The organism is Serpentinimonas sp. SSL01 (genome assembly GCF_056323735.1).
Genome location: NZ_CM150487.1, coordinates 198,023 through 217,244 on the forward strand (window position 1 = coordinate 198,023; position 19,222 = coordinate 217,244).

The following is a 19,222-nucleotide window of genomic DNA, read 5'->3' on the forward strand; positions in this document are numbered from 1 at the left end:
CCCACCCCACCCCGGAGATACGACATGAAACGCGCACTTCGCACCCTTGGGCGCTCGTCCCTGCTGGCCGCTGGCCTGTTGTTGGCCGCATCGGCCTGGGCCCAGATGACCCCGGTCGGCACTTGGCAGTCGATCGACGACCAGACCAACCAGCCGCGCACCGAAGTGGTGATCAGCGAGCAGGGCGGCGTGCTCAGCGGCCGCATCACGCGCCTGCTGCGCCCGGGTGCCGACCAAGCCGCGCGCTGCACCGCCTGCACCGACGACCGCAAGGATCAACCCCTGATCGGGCTCGAGATCATCCGCGGCGCCCGCCAAGCCGAAGGGCGCGCCGTGTGGGAGGGTGGGCGCATCCTCGACCCCGAAGACGGCCGCAGCTACACCCTGCGCCTGACGCCGATCGAAGAGGGGCGCAAGCTGCAAGTGCGCGGCTCCATCGGCCCCTTTGGCCGCACCCAGACCTGGGTTCGCGTCCAGTGACGGCAGCCCGCTTTAACGCAAGGAACATTCCGTGAGCCGATTTCAAATCAAACAAGTCGCCGTGCTCGGCGCCGGTGTGATGGGGGCGCAGATCGCGGCGCACCTGGTCAACTGCAAGGTGCCGGTCATTTTGTTCGACCTGCCCCAAGCCGATGCGGGCACGGGCGACCTGAACGCCATCGCCAACCGCGCCATCGCCAACCTCAAAAAGCTCAAGCCCGCCCCGCTGGGTGTGGCCGACGACGCCGAGCTGATCGAGGCCGCCAACTACGAGCAGCACCTCGAGCGCCTGCGTGGTTGCGACCTGATCATCGAGGCCATCGCCGAGCGCATGGACTGGAAGCGCGAGCTCTACGCCAAGATCGCGCCCTTTGTCGCCGAAGGCGCGCTGCTGGCCTCGAACACCTCGGGGCTGTCGATCGGCGCGCTCTCCGACGTATTGCCGGCGGCTTTGCGCGCGCGCTTTTGCGGCATCCACTTCTTCAACCCGCCGCGCTACATGCCGCTGGTCGAGCTCATCGCCACCCCAGGCACCGGGCCGCTGGTGCTCGATCAGCTCGAGATCTTTGTGACCAGCGTGCTGGGCAAGAGCGTGGTGCGCGCCAAAGACACGCCCAACTTCATCGCCAACCGCATCGGCATCGCCGGCATGCTCTCGACCATGCAAGAGGCCGAGCGTTACGGCCTGACGTTCGACGTGGTCGATGACCTGACCGGCAAGCGCCTCGGGCGCGCCAGCAGCGGCACCTTCCGCACCGCCGACGTGGTGGGCCTAGATACGATGGCGCACGTCATCAAGACGCTGCAAGACACCCTCAGCCCGGCCACAGATCCGTTCTACCCCAGCTTCCAAACCCCCGAGGTGCTCAAGGCCCTGCTAGAACTCGGGCACCTGGGCCAAAAAACCAAGGCCGGTTTTTTCAAGAAGGTGGGGCGCGACATCCACCGCTTCGAACTCGAAAGCCGCGACTACGTGCCCTGCGCCGACGGCAAGGGCCAGAAGGCCGACGAAGTCTATGGCCGCATGCTCAAAAAACCGGCGCCTGAGCGCCTCAAGCTGCTGCGCAACGCCGAGGGGCCGCAGGGGCGCTTTTTGTGGGCGATTTTGCGCAACAGCTTTCACTACGCCGCGCTGCACCTGGCCACCATTGCCGACTGCGCGCGCGACGTCGATCAGGCCATGCGCTGGGGCTTTGGCATGCAGCAAGGCCCGTTCGAGCTCTGGCAAGAGGCCGGCTGGCTCGAGGTGGCGCAGATGGTGCAAGCCGACATCGACGCCGGGCTGGCGCTGTGTCGCACGCCGCTGCCCGATTGGGTCTTTAACGGCCCGGTGGCCGCGCGCGGCGGTGTGCACCAGCCCGAAGGCTCGTGGAACCCCAGCCTGGGCCAGTTCCAGCCGCGGCGCGAACTGCCGGTGTATGGGCGTCAGCTGTTCCGCGAGACCTTGCTCGGCGAGGGCGCGCAGACCTTCCACAGCGCCGGCCAAACTGTGTATGAAGACGCCGACATCCGCCTCTGGACGCTGGAGCAAGGCTATCCCGCCGATATGGCCGGCGTGCTCATCGCCAGCATCAAGAGCAAGATGCACGCCATCGGCCCCGGCGTCACCGAGGGCCTGAGCCGTGCCGTCGATCTGGCCGAGGGCGGCTACCAGGGCTTGGTGATCTGGTCGGGCGACGAGCCGTTCAGCGTAGGCGCCGATTTGCAAGCCGTGATGCCGGCCTTTTTGGCGGCGGGCGTGTCGGCGATCGAAGACGTGGAGGCCGAGCTGCAGCGCGTCATGCTCAAGCTGCGCTACGCCCAGGTGCCGGTGGTGGCGGCGGTGCGCGGCATGGCGCTGGGCGGCGGCTGCGAGCTGCTGCTGCACTGCGCGCACCGGGTGGTGCACCTCGAGAGCTACATCGGTCTGGTGGAAGTGGGCGTGGGCCTGATACCGGGTGCCGGCGGCCTCACCTACATCGCCCGGCGCGCGGCCGAAAACGCCCGCGCCAGCACCGGCACCGATATGCTGCCGTTCCTGAGCGAAGGCTTCAAGGCCGCCGCCATGGCCAGCGTGGGCACCAGCGCCCTCGAGAGCCGCAAGCTCGGCTACCTGCTGCCCAGCGACACCATCGTGGCGCACAAAGACGAGCTGCTCTACGTGGCCATCGGGCAGGCGCAGGCGCTGCAGCGCGCCGGCTACCGGCCGCCGCTCAAGCGCCTGTTCCCGGCCGCAGGGCGCTCGGTCAAAGCCACCATCTTGGGCTCGCTCATCAACATGCGCGACGGCGGCTTCATCAGCCAGCACGATTTTTACATCGCCAGCCAGATCGCGCATGTGGTCTGCGGCGGCGAGGTCGAGGCCGGCACGCTGGTGAGCGAGGAGTACCTGATGCAACTCGAGCGCCAGGCTTTTTGCAGCCTGATCGTGCACCCCAAAACGCAGGCGCGCATCATGGGAATGCTGCAAACCGGCAAACCGCTGCGCAACTAAATACCCGGAGCCCTCCCCGATGAAACCCCTACAAGACGCCTACATCGTTGCGGCCAAGCGCACGCCGATCGGCAAATCGCACCGCGGTTATTTCAAGCACACCCGCCCCGACGACCTGCTGGCGCATGTGCTGCGCGCCGTGCTGGCCGAGGTGCCCAACCTCGACCCGGCGGCGATCGAAGACGTAATCTGCGGCTGCGCCATCCCCGAGGCCCAACAGGGCCTGAACGTGGCGCGCATTGGCGCCGTACTGGCCGGCCTGCCCGACAGCGTGGGCGGCATCACCGTAAACCGCTTTTGCGCCTCGGGCCTGAGCGCGGTGCAAATGGCGGCCGACCGCATCCGCGTTGGCGAGTCCGACGTGATGATCGCCGCCGGCGTGGAAAGCATGAGCATGGTGCCGATGATGGGCAACGCGCCCAGCCTGTCGCCAGCGGCGTTTCGCAACACCGAGCGCATCGAAGACTACGGCATCGCCTACGGCATGGGCCTGACGGCCGAGAAAGTGGCGCAGCAGTGGAAGGTGAGCCGCGCCGACCAAGACGCCTTTGCCCTGCAATCGCACCAGCGCGCGCTGGCGGCGCAGGCGGCGGGCGAGTTCAGCGCCGAAATCACGCCGGTGTCGGTCACCGAGCGCAAGCTCGACCTCGCCAGCGGCCAGGTTCACGAAAAGCAGCGCGTGGTGAGCCTGGACGAAGGCGCGCGCCCCGACACCTCGCTCGAAGGGCTGGCCAAGCTCAAGCCGCCGTTTGCGGTGCCACGCCGCGCCGACGGCACCCCCACCGGGCTGGGCAGTGTCACCGCCGGCAACAGCTCGCAGACCTCCGACGGCGCCGGGGCGCTGCTGCTGGCCAGCGGTGCGGCCGTGCAGCGCTTTGGCCTCAAGCCGCTGGCCCGCTTTGTGGGTTACGCCTCGCGCGGCGTGCCCTCGCACCTGATGGGCATCGGGCCGATCGAGGCCATCCCGGCGGCGCTCAAGGCCGCTGGCATCGGCCAGCACGACCTGGGCTGGATCGAGCTCAACGAAGCATTTGCCGCGCAGGCGCTGGCGGTGTTGAACACGCTCGGGCTCGATCCGGCGCGCGTCAACCCCATGGGCGGGGCCATCGCCCTGGGGCACCCGCTGGGGGCCACCGGCGCCATCCGCGCCGCCACCGTGGTGCACGCCCTGCAGCGGCACCAGTTGCGCTACGGCATGGTGACCATGTGCGTGGGCATGGGGCAGGGCGCAGCCGGCATTTTTGAGCGGGTTTAAGCTGCCATTCCTCCACCAGATACCCACACCACGTGAGAACGCAACAGATCAAGGCCAAAGACGGTTGCAAGCTCGGGGTGCGGGTGTTCGAGTCCACAGGGCCGGCGGCGGGCAGCGTGGTCATCGCGGCGGCCATGGGCGTGCGCCAAGATTTTTACACCCCCTTTGCCCAGTGGCTGGCGGCGCAGGGCTGGCGCGTCCTCAGCTTCGACTACCGCGGCACGGGTGATTCGCTGCCCGCCGGGGTGCGGCTGCGCGGCTTCCAAGCCGATCTGCACGACTGGGTGCGCGACTTTGAGGCGGTGATCGACTTTGCCCACACCGACCGCCCCAAGCTGCCGCTGCTGCTGCTGGGCCACAGCTTGGGCGCGCAACTGGCGGGGCTGCTGGCCAACGCCGACAAGGTCAGCGGCTTGTTGAGCGTGGCCGCCGGCAGCGGTTACTGGCGCGAAAACACGCCGCGGCTGCGCTTCGTGGTGCCCTACTTCTGGTTCTTCGTGGTGCCGCTGGCCACGCGGTTGTGCGGCTACTTTCCTGGACGCAGCCTGCGCATGGTGGGCGACATTCCGGCCGGCGCCATGCTGCAGTGGCGGCGCTGGTGCCTGCACCCGCGCTACAGCGTGGGCGCAGAGGGCGAGGCCGCGCGCGAGCGCTACGCCGGCGTGCGCTACCCGCTGCTGGCGCTCTCCATCAGCGACGACGAACTCATGACCCTACAGGGCACGCGCAGCCTTGTGAGGCTATACGAAAACGCCCCGAACGAGGTGCGCCGCATCGTGCCCGCCGATCTGGGGCTGCGCCGCATCGGGCATTTTGGGCCCTTCAAGGCCGAACACGAGCCCGATCTGTGGCCCCTGATGCAGCAGGCCCTGCACGAGTTGTTGCAGCGGCCCGTGCGGCTGGGACAAGATTGATGCACGCATTGATTCTAGGCATTGATTCCAAACACCTACCCAAGGAGACCGCTTCCATGTCCGACATTTTGAGCCACCTCGAAGGCGGGGTGCACACCCTGACCCTCAACCGCGTGGAGCGCAAAAACGCGCTCACCGGCGCCATGTACAGCCAGCTGGCCGAGGCGCTGGAGCAGGCCGCCACCGACCCCGCCGTGCGCGTGCTGGTGCTGCAGGGCGAGGCCACGGTGTTTTGCGCCGGCAACGACCTCAACGACTTTTTGCACAGCCCGCCGCTGGGCCCCGATTCGCCGGTGCTGCGCTTTTTGCGCGCCATCGCCAGCTTCCCCAAGCCCTTGCTGGCGGCGGTCTGCGGCCCGGCGGTGGGCATCGGCACCACCTTGCTGCTGCACTGCGACCTGGTCTATGCCGGCGACAACGCCGCCTTCTCGCTGCCCTTCGTCAACCTCGGGCTGTGCGCCGAAGGGGCCTCGAGCCTGTTGCTGGCGCAGCTCATGGGGCACCAGCGCGCCGCCGAGGCGCTGCTGCTCGGTGAGCCCTTTTACGCCGAAGCCGCGCTCGAAGCCGGGCTCATCAACAAGGTGCTGCCGCCGACCGAAGTCAACGGCTACGCCCAGAGCGTGGCGCGCAAGCTCGCCGCCAAGCCGCAGCCCTCGCTGCTCGAAACCAAGCGCCTGATGAAGCAAGGCCAGCAAGCGCTGGTGCTGCAGACCATCGAGCAAGAGGCGTTGGTGTTCGGTCGCATGCTGCGCGAGCCGGCGGCCAAAGAGGCCTTTGGCGCCTTCATGCAAAAGCGCCAGCCGGATTTTTCGCGTCTGTGAGCCGCACACCTTCATGAGCAAAAACCCATCCGGCGCGGCACCACCGCCGCACGTCTTCGAGCCCGAATTCATCGACGGCGTGCGCGAGATTTTCGAGCGCCGCATCCTGTTCAACGCCTTGCTGGGTTTGCAGATCAGCGCCATCAGCCCCGAGCACGTGACGGCGCAGATCGCCATGCGCCCCGACCTGATCGGGCACTTTGCCCACAACCGCATCCACGGCGGCGTCATCAGCGCTGGGCTCGACGCCATGGGCGGGCTGGCGGTGATGGCCGCCATCGGCGCGCGCCACCTCGACGAGCCGGTGCTGGCGCGCCTGCACCGCTTTGCCAAGCTGGGCACCATCGATCTGCGCATCGACTACCTGCGCCCCGGCATCGGCGAGCGCTTCGAGCTGCGCGCCGAGGTGCTGCGGCTGGGCTCGCGCGTGGCCTCCACCCGCATGGGTTTTCACGCCGCCGACGGCAAGCTGCTGGCCACCGGCGCGGCGGCCTACATCGTGTCCTAGAACTCTGTCGGAATTTGGGGGGCTGCTGGCTGCAAACCGGCCGCAGCGCGCGGTGTCATGGGCGGCACGCGCGGGCTTGTTATGCTAGGCGGCTGAAGCAGCCCTATCCCCTTGCCACCCCTGGAGAGCCTCGCCTTGCCGCAATTCGACCTGTTCAACCAGCTCTGGCTGACGCTGTTTCTGGTCATCCCCATGGTGCTGATCGCGCGCACCGTGGTGGCCGGTTCGTGCTATTCGCCGATCCTGATCATCGTCATCTTTGGCCTCGCGCTCGGCCATGTGCTGGTGGCCACTGGGGCCGGTGCGCCGGGTTTGGCCGAGTTCTCGCTCTTGGGGCTGCTCAGCGGCACCACGGTGGTGGTGCTGACGGCGGCCTTTTTTGCCGGTGGGCAGCAGTTGCGACGCATCTTTGGTCAGTTGCAGGTGCCCCCCGACGACTCGATGGTGCCCTGCACCGAAGAAACCCTGCTCGGCACCAACCGCACCCAGCTCATGTTCGTGCTGCGCTCGGTGTTTTTGTTGCTCGGCGTCGAGGCCGCCCGGCGTGTGCTCATGGGTGCCGACAGCGGGCCGCTGGTCGCCTACTACCCGCTGATCGCCTACATCGGTCTGTTGCTGGCCTTCATCCTGATCGACCACAAGGCACAGCTGCGCAACAAGCGCGAGTACTTGGGCAAGGGCGTGCTCGAACTCGGTGCGCTGGTGGCGCTGCTGCTGGCGGCTTGGCTGCTGGCGCAAAGTGTGCGCCCCCTGATCGCGCTGCCGACCATCTTCTTTGCCATGCTGCTGGCTTGTGGCCTGGGCGCGCTGGCTTGGCGCTGGCAGTTTGGCCCGACGCTGCGTGCGCTGCTGTTTGCCGGCATCCCGGTGGTGCTGGCGGCCAACTTCGTCATCGGCGGCTCGCGCATCGCCGATGCGTTCCAGATCGAGGGCATGAACGCGGTGCTGGCCTACGGCTTCTTCGGCCAGATGCTGTGGATGTTTGGCGGCATCGCGCTGCTGATGTGGTTGGGGCGCACCAATCAGGTGCGCAACCTCGCGCCCGGAATGGCCGGCGCGCTCTCACACGCCGGCCTGACCGGGGCCTGCACGGCGGGCGACTTGGGGCCCACGGCGGCGCAGCGGGCGCCGATCATGATCAACGTGCCCTTCGTCGGTCACATCTTCGTCTTTTCCATCTTGGCCGTCAGCATGGAGTATGGGCAGTTGCTGTGGCCGGCGGCGCTGGCGGTGCTCGTGGGCGGGGTGCTGCTCACGGCGCTGGCGCTGCGCAGCCTGAGCCGCGCCGATGGGGCCGATGCGCAAGAGGTCAAGGGCCTGATGCAGTTTTCGCTCGGCTGGCAGCTCACGGCCATTTTCGGCGGCCTGCTGCTGCTGGCGCTGTTTGCCATGCCGCTGGAACATTCGGCCCTGGCCAAGGCGGCCTCGATGTCGCATTTTGGGCTCTTTGCTGCCACCCAAGGCGGCATGTTTGGCGCCGACGCGGCGGGGCTGATCGCGCTCATCTTCTCCATGCCCTTTTTGGTGCACCCGTTCGTGTTCTTCATGTTTGGCCGCGCCATGGCCAACGGCGGCGCCATGCCGCGCTGGCCGGTGTTCGTGCTGGCGGGCGCGGGGCTGCTCGGGGTGGCGCTGGCGCTTGCGCTTTTTTAGAGCGAAGGGCAGGGGGCAGGCCACGTTGTCCCTTTTGCCCTCTCTGCTCTGGCGGTTGCGGCGGCCTTGGCTCTGCCCGCTGCGGCGCAGGCCCAGCTTTCGTTCAACATCGGTGCGGTATCGCTGTACTAGAGATCAACCTCAACGGCGGCTACAGCGGCGAATTCGCCAACGGCATGGGCTTCGACGTGGGCTACATCGCCTACATCTACCCCAACAGCGGCGCCAGCTTGAACGGCAGCGAGGTCTATGGCAGCCTGAGCATGGGCATTTTGACGACCAAGCTCAGCTGGGGCACCAGCGGCTCAATCGACGAGCATGCGCGCCTGAGCTTTTTGATCGAGCAGCCCCTGACCGAGCGCCTGACGCTCGAGGCCGGCGTGGGTTTTCGCAACCGCGAAAACCTCAATTCGGGCGCCACCGACTACCGGCTCGGCCTCACCTACGCCCTCACCGAAAGCCTGAGCACCTCGGCGATCTGGTCCGGTGCCGACACCGACCGCGCCGGCCCCGCGGGCAAAGGCCGCTTGGTGCTGGGTCTGACGCAGTCGTTCTGATGTGCTGATTCTGAGTGACTTCGGGTTGTCGCCAGTTGCCGCGCTGCAACACGCAAGGCACAATAGGCCCTGGCGCATCCCGGCATGGGGCCGGAGTCGTGCCGTTTTTATGCACTACAGGAGCCCGGTTTCATGCGCAGCCAAGTCATCGTTAGTTGGGGAGACACCCAAGAGTACACATTCGATCTGGAAGAAATGCAGCCCATGCCCAACGGTTTGGCGCGCGAGTGGCTGGATCAGCAGTTCGTCGATCTGGGTTGCGAACCGCTGCGCCTGTCGGGCAAGGTGTTGCTGGCCGACAAGGTGGCGGTGATCGCCCGCACCGCTGGCCAAGCCCATTTTTCCGACCCGGCCCATCGCGCTTGGGCGCAAGCCTTTGCCCAAGCCGCCAGCGCCACGCTGGCGCGGCCCGTGGTGCACATCGATGTGCCCACGATGACCGTGAGTTACTGAGCGCTTTTGGGCTTGGCGCAAGCGGGCGCATCAAAGCGCTGCCGCAGCGCTTGCAGCAGCTTGTGGTGCACGCCGCCAAAGCCGCCGTTGCTCATGCACAGCAGGTGGTCGCCGGCTTGCGCGGCGGCCACCGCTTGCTGCACCAGGCTGTCGATGTCGGCGGCCACCACGGCCCGCTCACCCATGGGGGCCAGCGCCGCAGCGGCGTCCCAGCCTAGGCCGCCGCTGTGGCAAAAAGCCAAGTCGGCGCGTTCTAGGCTCCAAGGCAGTTGCGCCTTCATGGTGCCCAGCTTCATGGTGTTGGAGCGCGGCTCGAACAGCGCCAGGATGCGCTGCCCACTGCCGCCGCGGCGGTCGAGCTGGCGCCGCAGGCCATCGATGGTGCTGCGCATGGCACTGGGGTGGTGCGCAAAGTCGTCATAGACCGTGATCGGGCTGGCCTCGTGGGCATTCTCGGGAGCAGCCCCGGCGCCTGCGGGCAGCCCCGGCGCGGGCTTGGCCACGTGCACCCGCCCGCGCACTTCGAGGCGCCGTTTCACGCCCGCAAAGCGGCCCAGCGCCTCGGCCGCCAGCGCCACCGGCACGCCCAAGTGCTCGGCGGCGGCGGCAGCAGCCAAGGCGTTGAGCTGGTTGTGCACCCCGCTCAGCCCCCAGCGCACGCGGCCGCTGGCGTGGCCGCGCTGGCGCAGCACGAAGTCGTCGGCTTCGCCTTCGGCGCAAAAATCGCTCACCGCGCTGCCAAAGCTGCGCTGCTCGCTCCAGCAGCCCTGGTGCAGCACGCGCGCCAGGCTTTCTTCGAGGCCGTTGTAGATCACGCGGCCGCTGGCCGGAACGGTGCGCAGCAGGTGGTGAAACTGGCGCTCGATGGCCGCGAGGTCGTCGAAGATGTCGGCGTGGTCGAACTCGAGGTTGTTGAGCACGGCGGTGCGCGGCCGGTAATGCACGAACTTGCTGCGCTTGTCAAAGAAGGCGGTGTCGTATTCGTCGGCCTCGATCACGAACGGGGCCGAGGCCGCGCCCAGCCGCGCCGAAATGCCAAAGTTTTGCGGCACGCCACCGATCAAAAAACCTGGCTGCAGCCCGGCATGCTCCAAAATCCAAGTCAGCATGGCGCTGGTGGTGGTTTTGCCGTGCGTGCCGGCCACCGCCAGCACGTGGCGGCCGTGCAAGATGTGCTCGCTCAGCCACTGCGGGCCGCTGCTGTAGCGCGCGCCCGCATCCAAAATGGCTTCCATGAGCGGGAATTTGGGCGCACCGTCGGGGCCCCGGGCGCGTGACACCACGTTGCCCACCACGTACAGGTCGGGCTGCAGCGCCAGTTGCTCGGCTCCAAAGCCTTCGATCAGCTCGATGCCGAGCGCCTGCAGCTGCTCGCTCATGGGAGGATAGACGCCGGCGTCGCAGCCGGTGACGCGGTGCCCGGCGGCGCGCGCCAAGGCGGCCAGACCGCCCATGAAAGTGCCGCAAATGCCTAAGATGTGGATGTGCATGGAGCGCGATTATCGCGGCTGGAGCCAGCAGGCATGGAACTCCGACGCGGGCACGGCACGCGAGCACAAAAAACCCTGATACTGGTCGCAACCGAGCTCACGCAGGTGCTGTCGCTGTTCTTCCAGCTCCACCCCTTCGGCCACCACCTCCATTTTGAGCGCCCGCGCCAACTGGATGATCGAGGTGACGATGGCGGCATCCACCGCGTCGCTGTGCATGGTGGCGATGAAGCTGCGGTCGATCTTGATCTGCTGCAGCGGGAAGCGCTTGAGGTAACCCAGGCTGGAGTAGCCGGTGCCGAAGTCGTCGAGCGAGAGCCGCACGCCCAAGGCGCGCAGCTCCTGCATCCGCGCCAGCGCTTCGTCGGCGTCCTCGATCAAAATCGACTCGGTCAGCTCCAGCTCCAGCAGGTGCGCTTGCAGCCCATAGGTGCTGAGCAGCTGCTGCACCCGCATGACCAAGCCGCCTGGGTGAAATTGCAGCGCCGAGAGGTTGACCGCCACCGGGCACGGCGTGCCCGCGTCCTGCCAGGCGGCAGCTTGGCGCACAGCTTGCTCCAGCACCCAGTCGCCCAAGGCGACGATGAAGCCGGTTTCTTCGGCCACGCCGATGAACTCCCCCGGCAACACCAGGCCGCGCTCCGGGTGTTGCCAGCGCAGCAGCGCCTCGCACGAGCGCATTTGGCCGTTGTGTAGGTCGATGCGCGGCTGGTAGTGCAGCACAAACTGCTGCGCCCGCAAGGCTTCACGCAGGGCGTGATCGAGCTGCAGGCGCGCCAGCAGGTTGGCGTTCATTTCGGGCCGGTAAAAGCGGTAGTGGCCTTTTCCGCGTCCTTTGACCTCGTACATGGCGGTGTCGGCGTGGCGGATGAGTTCGTCAAGCGTGTCGCCGTCGTCTGGATAGAGCGCAATCCCTAGGCTGCACGACAGGTTGAAGTGCATCTCGTCGATCTCGATCGGGCGCACCATGGCGTCGATCAGCCGCTGGGCGCTGATTTCGGCCCCAACGGCATCGGTATCATGCAAGTGGACGACGAACTCGTCGCCGCCAAGGCGGCACAGGGTGTCGGTCTGGCGCAGACAGTGCTTGAGCCGGCTGGCGATCTCGATCAGCACCTTGTCGCCAAACAGGTGCCCGAGCGAGTCGTTGATGCTTTTGAAGCGGTCCAGGTCGAGGAACAACACGGCAAAGCCCAAACCACTGCGCTGCGCCAGCCGGATCGCGTGCCCTACGCGTTCGGTCAGGGTCAGGCGGTTGGGCAGGCCGGTGAGCGCGTCGGTGTAGGCGAGCTGTTCGATGCGCTGCTGCGCCGCCACTTTCTCTGATAAATCCTTGGCAAACAGCACCGTGTTCAGCGTCCGCCCCTCGGCGTCGCGCAGCACCACCCAGGAAACCTGCAGGGCCAGCGCAGCACCGTCGGCACGGCGGTGCCAGAGCTCGCCTTGCCAGTAGCCCGCGCCCTCGAGATGCTGGCGCAGAATCTCTAGCCAGTCGATCTGGCTGGGGGCAAAAAACAGCGAGGTGGCAGGCGTGCCCAACAGATCGCTTTCCTGGGTTCGCGTCAAGCTCAGCGTCGCCGGGTTGCAGGCCAGGATGCGTTGCTGTGGGTCGGTGATGAGTATCGCATCGAGGCTGGACTCGAACACCTTGGCGGCGAGCTTGAGCTGTGACTCGGTGGCGTAGCGTTCGGTGATGTCGCGAAAGGCGTAGATGCGCCCGATCGGGCGCCCGCGTGCCAGTTGCGGCCGCGTGATGCGCTCGAGCAAGCGCCCGTTCTGCAACAGCAGCACGTCGGTGGTCTGGAGCAAGGGCGAGCGCTGCAGCAGCCCGAGCTGCAGCCGGTAGCCCTCGGGGTCGGTGACACGGCTTGCGAGCCAGCGGTGGATCGATTCGTCGTTTTGTTGCGTCAGCAGCGTGTTGGGCAGATCCCACAGTTGCGCAAACAGGCGGTTGAAAGCGCGGATGCGGCCGTCGAGGTCGCACACCAAGATGCCGTCGGCGGTGGATTCGAGCGTGGCGCGCAGTTCTGCCAGCAGGTGTTCGAGCCGTTGCTGGGTGGCGTGTTGAACGCTGAGGTCTTGTATGGCGACCAGGCGCAAGGTCGTGTCGGGGTCGTTGGGCAATGCAGTGATGCGACGCAACACCTGCACCGTGCTGCCATCGCGGCGGCGCAAGAGGGTTTCGGATTGCAGCAGGGTCTGCTCAGGCTGCGCCAGTGTGTCCCAGTAGAGCGCGTCTTCGGGGCTGACGGTCCAGTCGGTGACCAAGGTGCCACAGATTTCTTGCGCTGGTGCACGCTGCAGGACCGAGGCGGCTTGGTTGGCATACAGGATGCGCCGTGTCTGCGCATCGACCAGCCACACCGCTTCGAGCAAGCCTTCGATCAAGGGTGGCCAATGAAAAAAACTCATTCGGGCTCCGCGGGGCGCTCGGCGGGGCTGAGTGCGCGCTCGAAAAAATAACAGTAACGCGGTTTGGGCGAAAGGCACAGCAGCACAGGACGCGGCAGATGCTGTGGCCGCAGGCTGCGCGCAATGCTCAGTTGCGGTTCTTGCTGCAAGTCGAGCAGGTGCACCACATCGGGATTGTCGGTTTGGCGCTCGTAGACCATTACCTCGGGTTTGAGCGGACGCGCTGCGTTGACCGACACCACCACGGCGTAGCGCTCGTCGCTGAGTTGCACCACCGAGCCCGGAGGATAAATCCCCATCATGCGGATAAAGGCGCTTAAGGTGCGGTGATCGTGCTGCGCCTTGTGTTTGGCAAACAAAATCGACAGTGCCTCGTGCGGCGTGACGGCGCGCAGCGGGTTGTGCGGGTTGCACAGGGAATCGTAGTGGTTGACCAGCGCCAGAATACCGCCGGCAGCGCCAATCTGCTCGGCGCGCAGGCCCTGCGGGAAGCCGCTGCCGTCGGCGTATTCGTGGTGCTGCGAGATGGTCTGCAGCACCGGCTCGGTTAGGCCCATGCGCTTGCCCCAGGCTAGGCTATGCCCAACGTGTTCTTGGTAGACCTTCAGGTGGGCGGCGCTAAGGTCTGGGTCGCGGTAGCGGACCAACGTAGGCAAGTCGAATTTGCCGATGTCGTGCAGCAAGCCTGCCAAACCCAGGGTATGCAGGTCGGCTTCGGGCAGCTGCAGCGCCCGCCCCAGCAGCAGGCAGAGCACCGAGACGTTGAGCGCGTGCTGGGCACGGTGATCCGAAGAAGTGTCGGCCAGCAGGCGCAGGGCCGACTCCTCTTGCCCGAGCATCTCATCGAGCAGGTTTTGCACCAGTTGCTTGCTCGCTGTGCCGGCGCTGGCCGGGTTGGATTGAAGTTGCGCGAAAACCGCCTTGACGGCGCGGCTGGTCTGGGCGTGCTGGCGCTCGCAGTGGCTACAGGATTTTTTCCAGGGATCTGAAAGCGTTGAGTTGCTTTGGGGAGTGGTTGCACCAACGGGTGCGGGGGGTGCTGGTGCCGCAGCGAGCGCAGGGCTGACAGGGGTGGCTGCGGCCGTCTGGTCGGTGGGGCCAACTTCTGGTGCCGCAGCGCCGGGCAGGGCGTGTGCATCGCTGAGTTCGGGGGCGTAGCGCAGCGACTGCAGCCCGAGAGAGCGGATGGTGTCGATCTGCTCTTGCGTGCTGATCTTGAAGCGGTTGAGAGGGAAGGGGTGGTCCATCCAACCCAGGTCGAGATAGACGTATAACCCCAGGCGCAGATCGGAAACTGCGATGGTGGGGGGGAGGGCTTCAGGCACGAATCGGGTTCCTCGAGTGAAACGGGGTTTTCTTGCATTATCTTCAAAACCGACGGCCCGAGCAGGGCGCATGTGGCTGTGCCTACTGCTAGCATACGCGCATGCGTGTCCCCTTGTCATTGGATCAGATCGAGCTCGAGGCGCCATTGCCACTGAATATCTGGGACGGCAGTGGCGTGCTGCTGCTGCGCCGCGGAGAAGTCATCCGCAACTTCGAGCACCGGGAGTTGCTGCGGTCGCGCGGCCCGATGGTTGACGAGGAGGAGTATCGCCAGTGGACCTTTCGGTATACCGCCGAAATCGACCGCAAACTGCGCGGCAACGCCAGCTTGGAGAGCATTGCCAGCGTGGCGCGCCCCATGGGGCTTGGGCCTGATCGCGACGAGCAAGCCGTGCCCGTGCACATGCGCTGGGCCGATCTGCACACCAGCCTCGGGTTGCTGCTGCACCAAGGTGAGCAGGCGCAGGATTTTTTGCGCCGCTTGGGGCTGATCCGCATGCGCATCGACGAGGTGCTGCAGTCGCGCACCGACGACAGCTTGTTCGTGCTGGTGCAGATGCTTCTTGATCGCACCCTGGGCTACAGCACCGGTCATGCCTTGCTGTGCGGGCTTTTGTGCCGGATCGTCGGCAAGTTGCTGCTCAAAGAGCCCAGCCAGATCGATGCCCTCATCAACGCCGCGCTGACCATGAACATCGGCATGACGCGCCTGCAAGACGAGCTGGCCTTGCAAGCCGAGCCGCCCAGTGTCGAGCAGCGCATTCGCATCGAACAGCACCCATTGCTTGGAGAGCGCTGTCTGCAGCACCTGGGTGTGCAGGACCCAACCTGGTTGCGCTTGGTGCGACTGCACCACACCAAGCTCCACGCCATGGGCAGCCTTGAGGGCGCCGAGCCGCTGTTGCTGATGGCACATCTGATCAGCTTGATCGATGTGTTTGTGGCGCGTATCAGCCCACGTGTCAGCCGCAAGGGCTTGCCTTCGCAGCGGGCGGCGCGCGACGCCTACCTGGCCGCCGACGGCCAGCCCAACCCCCTCGGAGCGGCGCTGATCAAGGCCGTGGGTGTCTACATCCCGGGCAGCTATGTGCGGCTGGCCAGCGAAGAACTGGCGGTGGTGGTGCGGCGTCAGCGCCGCGCCAACGAACCGTTGGTGTTTGCCCTCGTCGGGCGCAGCGGCATGCCGCTGGGTGAGCCGGCGCTGCGTGACACCAGCGAGGCGGCCTACGAAATCAAGGCCGGCTTGGCCGCCGACGAGGTGCGGGTGCGCGTGAACACCGCCAAGCTGCTGGCGCGGCTGTGAGGATGCAGCTGCTGCGCGGCGTTTGACAAGGGTGAGGCCGCACCGTTTAGCGCGGCTGGGCACGCTGTTGTTGGCGGTATTCCCACGGCGGCGTCGGGGCCGAGTCGGTCCACAGCCCGCGCTGCTCGCGCTGTGCTAGGCGTTCGGCGCGGGCATAGCGCCAGCGCTCCAGCCACCCCTGATCGGCGGCGTAGGGCTTGTGGTGCCAAGCCAGCCCGGCGCGCAGCAGTTGCAGGTTCACGTCCTGCCCCTGCAGGCGCAGCGTGCCAACCAAACGGCCATGGCGGTCGGTCTTGGCAAAGTCCACCTGCACCTCGTGCTGCAAGACCAAGGCCTTCAGGTGCGCGCCCGCTTCGGCGCCCCAAGGCTGCGCTTGCTCAGGCGCGTCGATGCCCAGCAGCCGCACCCGGTGGCGCCGTTGCTGGGCATCGAGCACGGTGACGCTGTCGCCGTCGGCCACCGCAATCACCCGGCCGTGCAGCGGGCTGGATATGGCTTGGGCCCGCAGTGGCGCGCTGCCCAGTGCCAAGCCGGCGGCCAACCACAGCCAGAGCCAATTCCGAGGCAATGGCGTCAAGGCGGCGGCGCGGACAGCGTTCATCCGCCGCAGTTTAACCCGCAGCTTTGACGCGTGGGATCAACGCCCAGCTTGCAGCACGCTGCCGGTTTTGGCTTGGTCACGGGCCAGCGCTTCGCGGTCGGCGATGCGGCGAAACGCCAGCGTGACGAAGGTGCTCGTGATCACGATGAAGAGCGAGTACAGCACCGGGATCAGCAGCACGTCTTGCTGCATGGTGCCGGTGAAGGTCAGGGTGACGATCAGCACCGCCAGCGGGCCGTTCTGAATGCCGGTTTCGAGCGCGATGGTGCGGCTGCGGTTGCGGTCTTGGCGCAGCAGGCGCGACAGCAAAAAGCCCAGCGCCATGCCGATCAGCCCCAAGCCGATGACCGCAAAATAGACCGAGAACGGGGTCGCTGCCAGCAGCATGTAGTTGCGCGGCACCCAAGTCACCACCAAGAACAAGATCACAAAAACGCCCATAAAGCTGCCGATCAGCTCCATGGTGGCGCCGATGTTGGGATTGAGCTTGCGCGTCACCATGCCAATGATCGTGGGCACCAGCAACACCAACAGCACCTGCGCCACGTTGCTGGCGGGCACCGCAAATTCGCTGCCAATACCGGCCACACCGGTGTAGAAAGCCAGCAGAGCTGGCACCGCCACCAGCGCCACCAAGGTCGAGATGCTGGTCATCATGATCGACAACGCCAGCACGCCTTTGCTGAAGTAGGCAAAGATGTTTGACGTGGTGCCGCCCGGCATGCAGCCCATCAAAATCAGGCCCACGGCGAGCGCGGGCGGAAAGTTGAGCACGATGGCCAGCGTAAAACCCAGAAAGGGCATGATGCCGTACTGGCACACCAGGCCCACCAGCACGCCTTTGGGTTTGCGAAAGGCGATTAAAAAGTCGCGGTAGGTGAGCGAGGCGCCCATGCCCAGCATGATGACCATCATCATCAAGCCGAGCAGCTGGGTTTCAAATTCGGTAAGCATTTTGTGTGGTCTCCGGTTTCTTGGGGTTGCAGGCGTTTAATGCTGCAGGTTGGCTTTGAGTTGTGCTTGCCATTCGGCCTTGACTTCGGCCTTCAGGTTTTTGCGCAGCACCTTGCCGACCGCCGTTTTGGGCAGTTCTTCGCGGATCACAATGCTCTTGGGTACCTTGTAAGCGGCCAGAAACTTGCGGCAATGGGCGATCACGGCGTCGGCTTGCAAAGCCCCGTCGTGTTCTGGGTTGTGCACCACGTAGGCGCGCACCGCTTCGCCGGTTTTTTCGTCGGGGGTGCCCACCACAGCCACCTCGAGCACGGCGTCCATCTGGGCGATCACGTCCTCGATCTCGTTGGGGTAGACGTTGAAGCCCGAGACCAGGATCATGTCTTTCTTGCGGTCGACGATGTGCATGAATCCCTGGTCGTCCATCTCCGCCACATCGCCAGTGGCGAGCCAGCCGTCGCGCAACACCTCTGCGGTTTCGGCCGGTTGGTGCCAGTAACCCTGCATCACTTGTGGGCCGCTGACGTAAATTTCGCCGGCTTGCCCGAAGGTTACATTTTGGCCGTCTTCGCCCACCAGTCGGATGTCGGTGCCTGGAGCGGGGATGCCGATGCTGCCCAAGCGCGGCTCACCATGCAGCGGGTTAAAGCTCACCACGGGCGAGGTTTCAGTCAAGCCGTAACCTTCGGCGATCGGCGTTTTTGTGACTTCGCGCCAGCGCTTGGCCACAGCGCTGTGCAGCGAGGTGCCGCCCGCGATGGAGGCCTTGAGCTTGCGCGGCGGATAGGCGACGAACCACTCCTCATTGAGCAGGCCGTTGTAGAGCGTGTTGACGCCCGTCATCCAAGTGATGGGGTAGTTCTCAATCGCGCGCTGCAGGTTTTGCACCGGGCGCGGGCTGGGGATGAGGATGTTTTGCGCGCCGATGGCGAGAAATCCCAGCAAATTGGCGGTAAATGCTAAGATGTGATACAGCGGCAGCGCGGTCAGCACGCATTCCTTGCCGGGCTCCATGTGCGTGCCCCCCATGGCCAGCATCTGTTGCACGTTGTGTAGCAGGTTGCTGTGGCTGATCATGGCGCCCTTGCTCACCCCGGTGGTGCCGCCGGTGTATTGCAGCAGCGCCAGTTCGTGTGGCTGGATGCCTTTCCAGTAGTTCTGGGCGTGCACGCGACCGCCGGCTTTTTGCAGCGCAGTACGGCCCTGCTTCAGGGCAGCAGCCAGGCGCGCGTGAGGCACCGTGACCGGAGGAAGCACCTGCGACCAGACCTTTTGCACCCCACGGATGATGAGCTTGGGGATGATCGGGAAAAACTCCGGCACCCCAGCCAGCACCACGTGCTTGACGGTGGTCATGGCCAGCACCGAGGGCAGTTTGTCGGCAAACATGTCGATCAGCACCAAGGCCTTGACGCCGGCATCTTTGTACTGATGCACCATTTCGGCCGGGGTGTAGAGCGGGTTGGTGTTGACCAGCACACAACCGGCCTTGAGGATGCCAAATACCACCACCGGATAGGACAGGCCGTTGGGCATCTGCACCGCCACCCGGTCGCCCACGTGCAGGCCCAGTACCTCGCGCAGGTAGGCGGCAAAATAGTCTGACAACTCATCAACCTTGGCAAAGCTCAGGCTGCCGTTCATGCCGTTGGGCACCACGCAGGTGAAGGCGGCCTTGACCTTGCTCTCGCGCGCCCAGCGCGTGCAGGCATCGTGAATGAAGGCGCCGAGGTTGGGGTGGCTCAAAGGCGGCAGCTCGGGCACGATGCCGACTTCTCGGTACACGGCGGCCCAAGGGCGGGGCGTGTCGGCGAACGGGTGTTGCATGATCGGTGTGAAGTTTAAACGAACGATCGTGCTATTTTGCCTGAAGCGCGGCTGAGTGGTGCAAAAAAATGTCCGCGTAACGGCTAAAAACGAACATTTGATGGTAGGGATAAACCCTGATATTTGGCTATAGCCACAGTAAAAGCAAAGCGCTGCAGTTAAAGTTGATAAAAGTGCCCCGCCAAAAATAAAAAA

General features: G+C 65.6%; 16 protein-coding genes. 10 read left to right on the top strand and 6 right to left on the bottom strand.

Annotated elements, in window-relative coordinates:
* Positions 1–24: 24 nt before the first annotated feature.
* The 9 genes from ACVMK0_RS00965 (at position 25) to ACVMK0_RS01005 (ending at position 9,114) form a co-directional block, all read left to right on the top strand.
* On the top strand, positions 25–480 hold the full coding sequence (locus ACVMK0_RS00965; protein ID WP_476463989.1) for a DUF2147 domain-containing protein: 456 nt from the start codon (positions 25–27) through the stop codon (positions 478–480).
* 31 nt (positions 481–511) lie between these two features.
* Entirely contained in the window at positions 512–2,953 is a 2,442-nt protein-coding gene (locus ACVMK0_RS00970) for a 3-hydroxyacyl-CoA dehydrogenase/enoyl-CoA hydratase family protein (protein WP_476463990.1), read from the top strand.
* 19 nt (positions 2,954–2,972) lie between these two features.
* Positions 2,973–4,208: an acetyl-CoA C-acyltransferase gene (locus ACVMK0_RS00975; RefSeq protein ID WP_476463991.1), complete on the top strand. Its 1,236-nt coding sequence runs from the start codon at positions 2,973–2,975 to the stop codon at positions 4,206–4,208.
* Between the two features lie 32 nt (positions 4,209–4,240).
* Complete coding sequence (locus ACVMK0_RS00980; protein WP_476463992.1) at positions 4,241–5,122, top strand: alpha/beta hydrolase family protein; 882 nt, start codon at positions 4,241–4,243, stop codon at positions 5,120–5,122.
* Positions 5,123–5,178: 56 nt separating this feature from the next.
* Entirely contained in the window at positions 5,179–5,943 is a 765-nt protein-coding gene (locus tag ACVMK0_RS00985; RefSeq protein ID WP_476463993.1) for an enoyl-CoA hydratase, read from the top strand.
* A gap of 13 nt (positions 5,944–5,956) precedes the next feature.
* Positions 5,957–6,451 (top strand): thioesterase family protein, encoded by a 495-nt coding sequence (locus ACVMK0_RS00990; RefSeq protein ID WP_476463994.1) that lies wholly within the window; start codon positions 5,957–5,959, stop codon positions 6,449–6,451.
* Positions 6,452–6,586: 135 nt separating this feature from the next.
* Entirely contained in the window at positions 6,587–8,104 is a 1,518-nt protein-coding gene (locus ACVMK0_RS00995) for a hypothetical protein (protein ID WP_476463995.1), read from the top strand.
* 176 nt (positions 8,105–8,280) lie between these two features.
* Complete coding sequence (locus ACVMK0_RS01000) at positions 8,281–8,661, top strand: TorF family putative porin (protein WP_476463996.1); 381 nt, start codon at positions 8,281–8,283, stop codon at positions 8,659–8,661.
* A gap of 132 nt (positions 8,662–8,793) precedes the next feature.
* Positions 8,794–9,114 carry a hypothetical protein gene (locus ACVMK0_RS01005; protein ID WP_476463997.1) on the top strand — a complete coding sequence of 107 codons (321 nt, stop codon included), beginning with the start codon at positions 8,794–8,796 and terminating at the stop codon, positions 9,112–9,114.
* Here the strand turns inward: ACVMK0_RS01005 and mpl are convergent.
* From mpl to ACVMK0_RS01020, 3 genes are read right to left on the bottom strand one after another with little or no spacing between them, the layout of a single operon-like run.
* A complete protein-coding gene (gene mpl, locus ACVMK0_RS01010) occupies positions 9,108–10,604 on the bottom strand; it encodes a UDP-N-acetylmuramate:L-alanyl-gamma-D-glutamyl-meso-diaminopimelate ligase (protein WP_476463998.1) in 1,497 nt (498 codons plus the stop codon). The two genes, ACVMK0_RS01005 and mpl, sit on opposite strands and share 7 nt — an antisense overlap.
* A 9-nt stretch (positions 10,605–10,613) precedes the next feature.
* Positions 10,614–13,016, bottom strand: a complete 2,403-nt coding sequence (locus tag ACVMK0_RS01015) for a putative bifunctional diguanylate cyclase/phosphodiesterase (RefSeq protein ID WP_476463999.1) — start codon at positions 13,014–13,016, stop codon at positions 10,614–10,616.
* Complete coding sequence (locus tag ACVMK0_RS01020; protein WP_045534419.1) at positions 13,013–14,341, bottom strand: HD-GYP domain-containing protein; 1,329 nt, start codon at positions 14,339–14,341, stop codon at positions 13,013–13,015. The genes ACVMK0_RS01015 and ACVMK0_RS01020 overlap by 4 nt, the downstream gene beginning before the upstream one ends.
* 101 nt (positions 14,342–14,442) lie before the next feature.
* On the opposite strand from ACVMK0_RS01020, the gene ACVMK0_RS01025 reads away from it, so the two are divergent.
* Complete coding sequence (locus tag ACVMK0_RS01025; RefSeq protein ID WP_476464000.1) at positions 14,443–15,645, top strand: HD-GYP domain-containing protein; 1,203 nt, start codon at positions 14,443–14,445, stop codon at positions 15,643–15,645.
* A 46-nt stretch (positions 15,646–15,691) separates the two neighbouring features.
* On the opposite strand, the gene ACVMK0_RS01030 is transcribed toward ACVMK0_RS01025, so the two are convergent.
* From ACVMK0_RS01030 to ACVMK0_RS01040, 3 genes are read right to left on the bottom strand one after another with little or no spacing between them, the layout of a single operon-like run.
* Entirely contained in the window at positions 15,692–16,246 is a 555-nt protein-coding gene (locus ACVMK0_RS01030) for a thermonuclease family protein (RefSeq protein ID WP_476464001.1), read from the bottom strand.
* Between the two features lie 36 nt (positions 16,247–16,282).
* A complete protein-coding gene (locus ACVMK0_RS01035; RefSeq protein ID WP_476464002.1) occupies positions 16,283–17,200 on the bottom strand; it encodes a bile acid:sodium symporter in 918 nt (305 codons plus the stop codon).
* A 36-nt stretch (positions 17,201–17,236) separates the two neighbouring features.
* On the bottom strand, positions 17,237–19,027 hold the full coding sequence (locus ACVMK0_RS01040; protein ID WP_476464003.1) for an AMP-binding protein: 1,791 nt from the start codon (positions 19,025–19,027) through the stop codon (positions 17,237–17,239).
* Between the last annotated feature and the right edge of the window lie 195 nt (positions 19,028–19,222).

What these genes read in the sequence shown, in the direction of transcription:
- ACVMK0_RS01035 (WP_476464002.1), bottom strand. Translation starts at nt 17,200, where the DNA reads ATGCTTACCGAATTTGAAACCCAGCTGCTCGGCTTGATGATGATGGTC.
- ACVMK0_RS01015 (WP_476463999.1), bottom strand. Translation starts at nt 13,016, where the DNA reads ATGAGTTTTTTTCATTGGCCACCCTTGATCGAAGGCTTGCTCGAAGCG.
- ACVMK0_RS00975 (WP_476463991.1), top strand. Translation starts at nt 2,973, where the DNA reads ATGAAACCCCTACAAGACGCCTACATCGTTGCGGCCAAGCGCACGCCG.
- ACVMK0_RS00985 (WP_476463993.1), top strand. Translation starts at nt 5,179, where the DNA reads ATGTCCGACATTTTGAGCCACCTCGAAGGCGGGGTGCACACCCTGACC.
- mpl (WP_476463998.1), bottom strand. Translation starts at nt 10,604, where the DNA reads ATGCACATCCACATCTTAGGCATTTGCGGCACTTTCATGGGCGGTCTG.
- ACVMK0_RS01000 (WP_476463996.1), top strand. Translation starts at nt 8,281, where the DNA reads ATGGGCTTCGACGTGGGCTACATCGCCTACATCTACCCCAACAGCGGC.
- ACVMK0_RS00990 (WP_476463994.1), top strand. Translation starts at nt 5,957, where the DNA reads ATGAGCAAAAACCCATCCGGCGCGGCACCACCGCCGCACGTCTTCGAG.
- ACVMK0_RS01030 (WP_476464001.1), bottom strand. Translation starts at nt 16,246, where the DNA reads ATGAACGCTGTCCGCGCCGCCGCCTTGACGCCATTGCCTCGGAATTGG.
- ACVMK0_RS01005 (WP_476463997.1), top strand. Translation starts at nt 8,794, where the DNA reads ATGCGCAGCCAAGTCATCGTTAGTTGGGGAGACACCCAAGAGTACACA.
- ACVMK0_RS01040 (WP_476464003.1), bottom strand. Translation starts at nt 19,027, where the DNA reads ATGCAACACCCGTTCGCCGACACGCCCCGCCCTTGGGCCGCCGTGTAC.
- ACVMK0_RS01025 (WP_476464000.1), top strand. Translation starts at nt 14,443, where the DNA reads ATGCGTGTCCCCTTGTCATTGGATCAGATCGAGCTCGAGGCGCCATTG.
- ACVMK0_RS00965 (WP_476463989.1), top strand. Translation starts at nt 25, where the DNA reads ATGAAACGCGCACTTCGCACCCTTGGGCGCTCGTCCCTGCTGGCCGCT.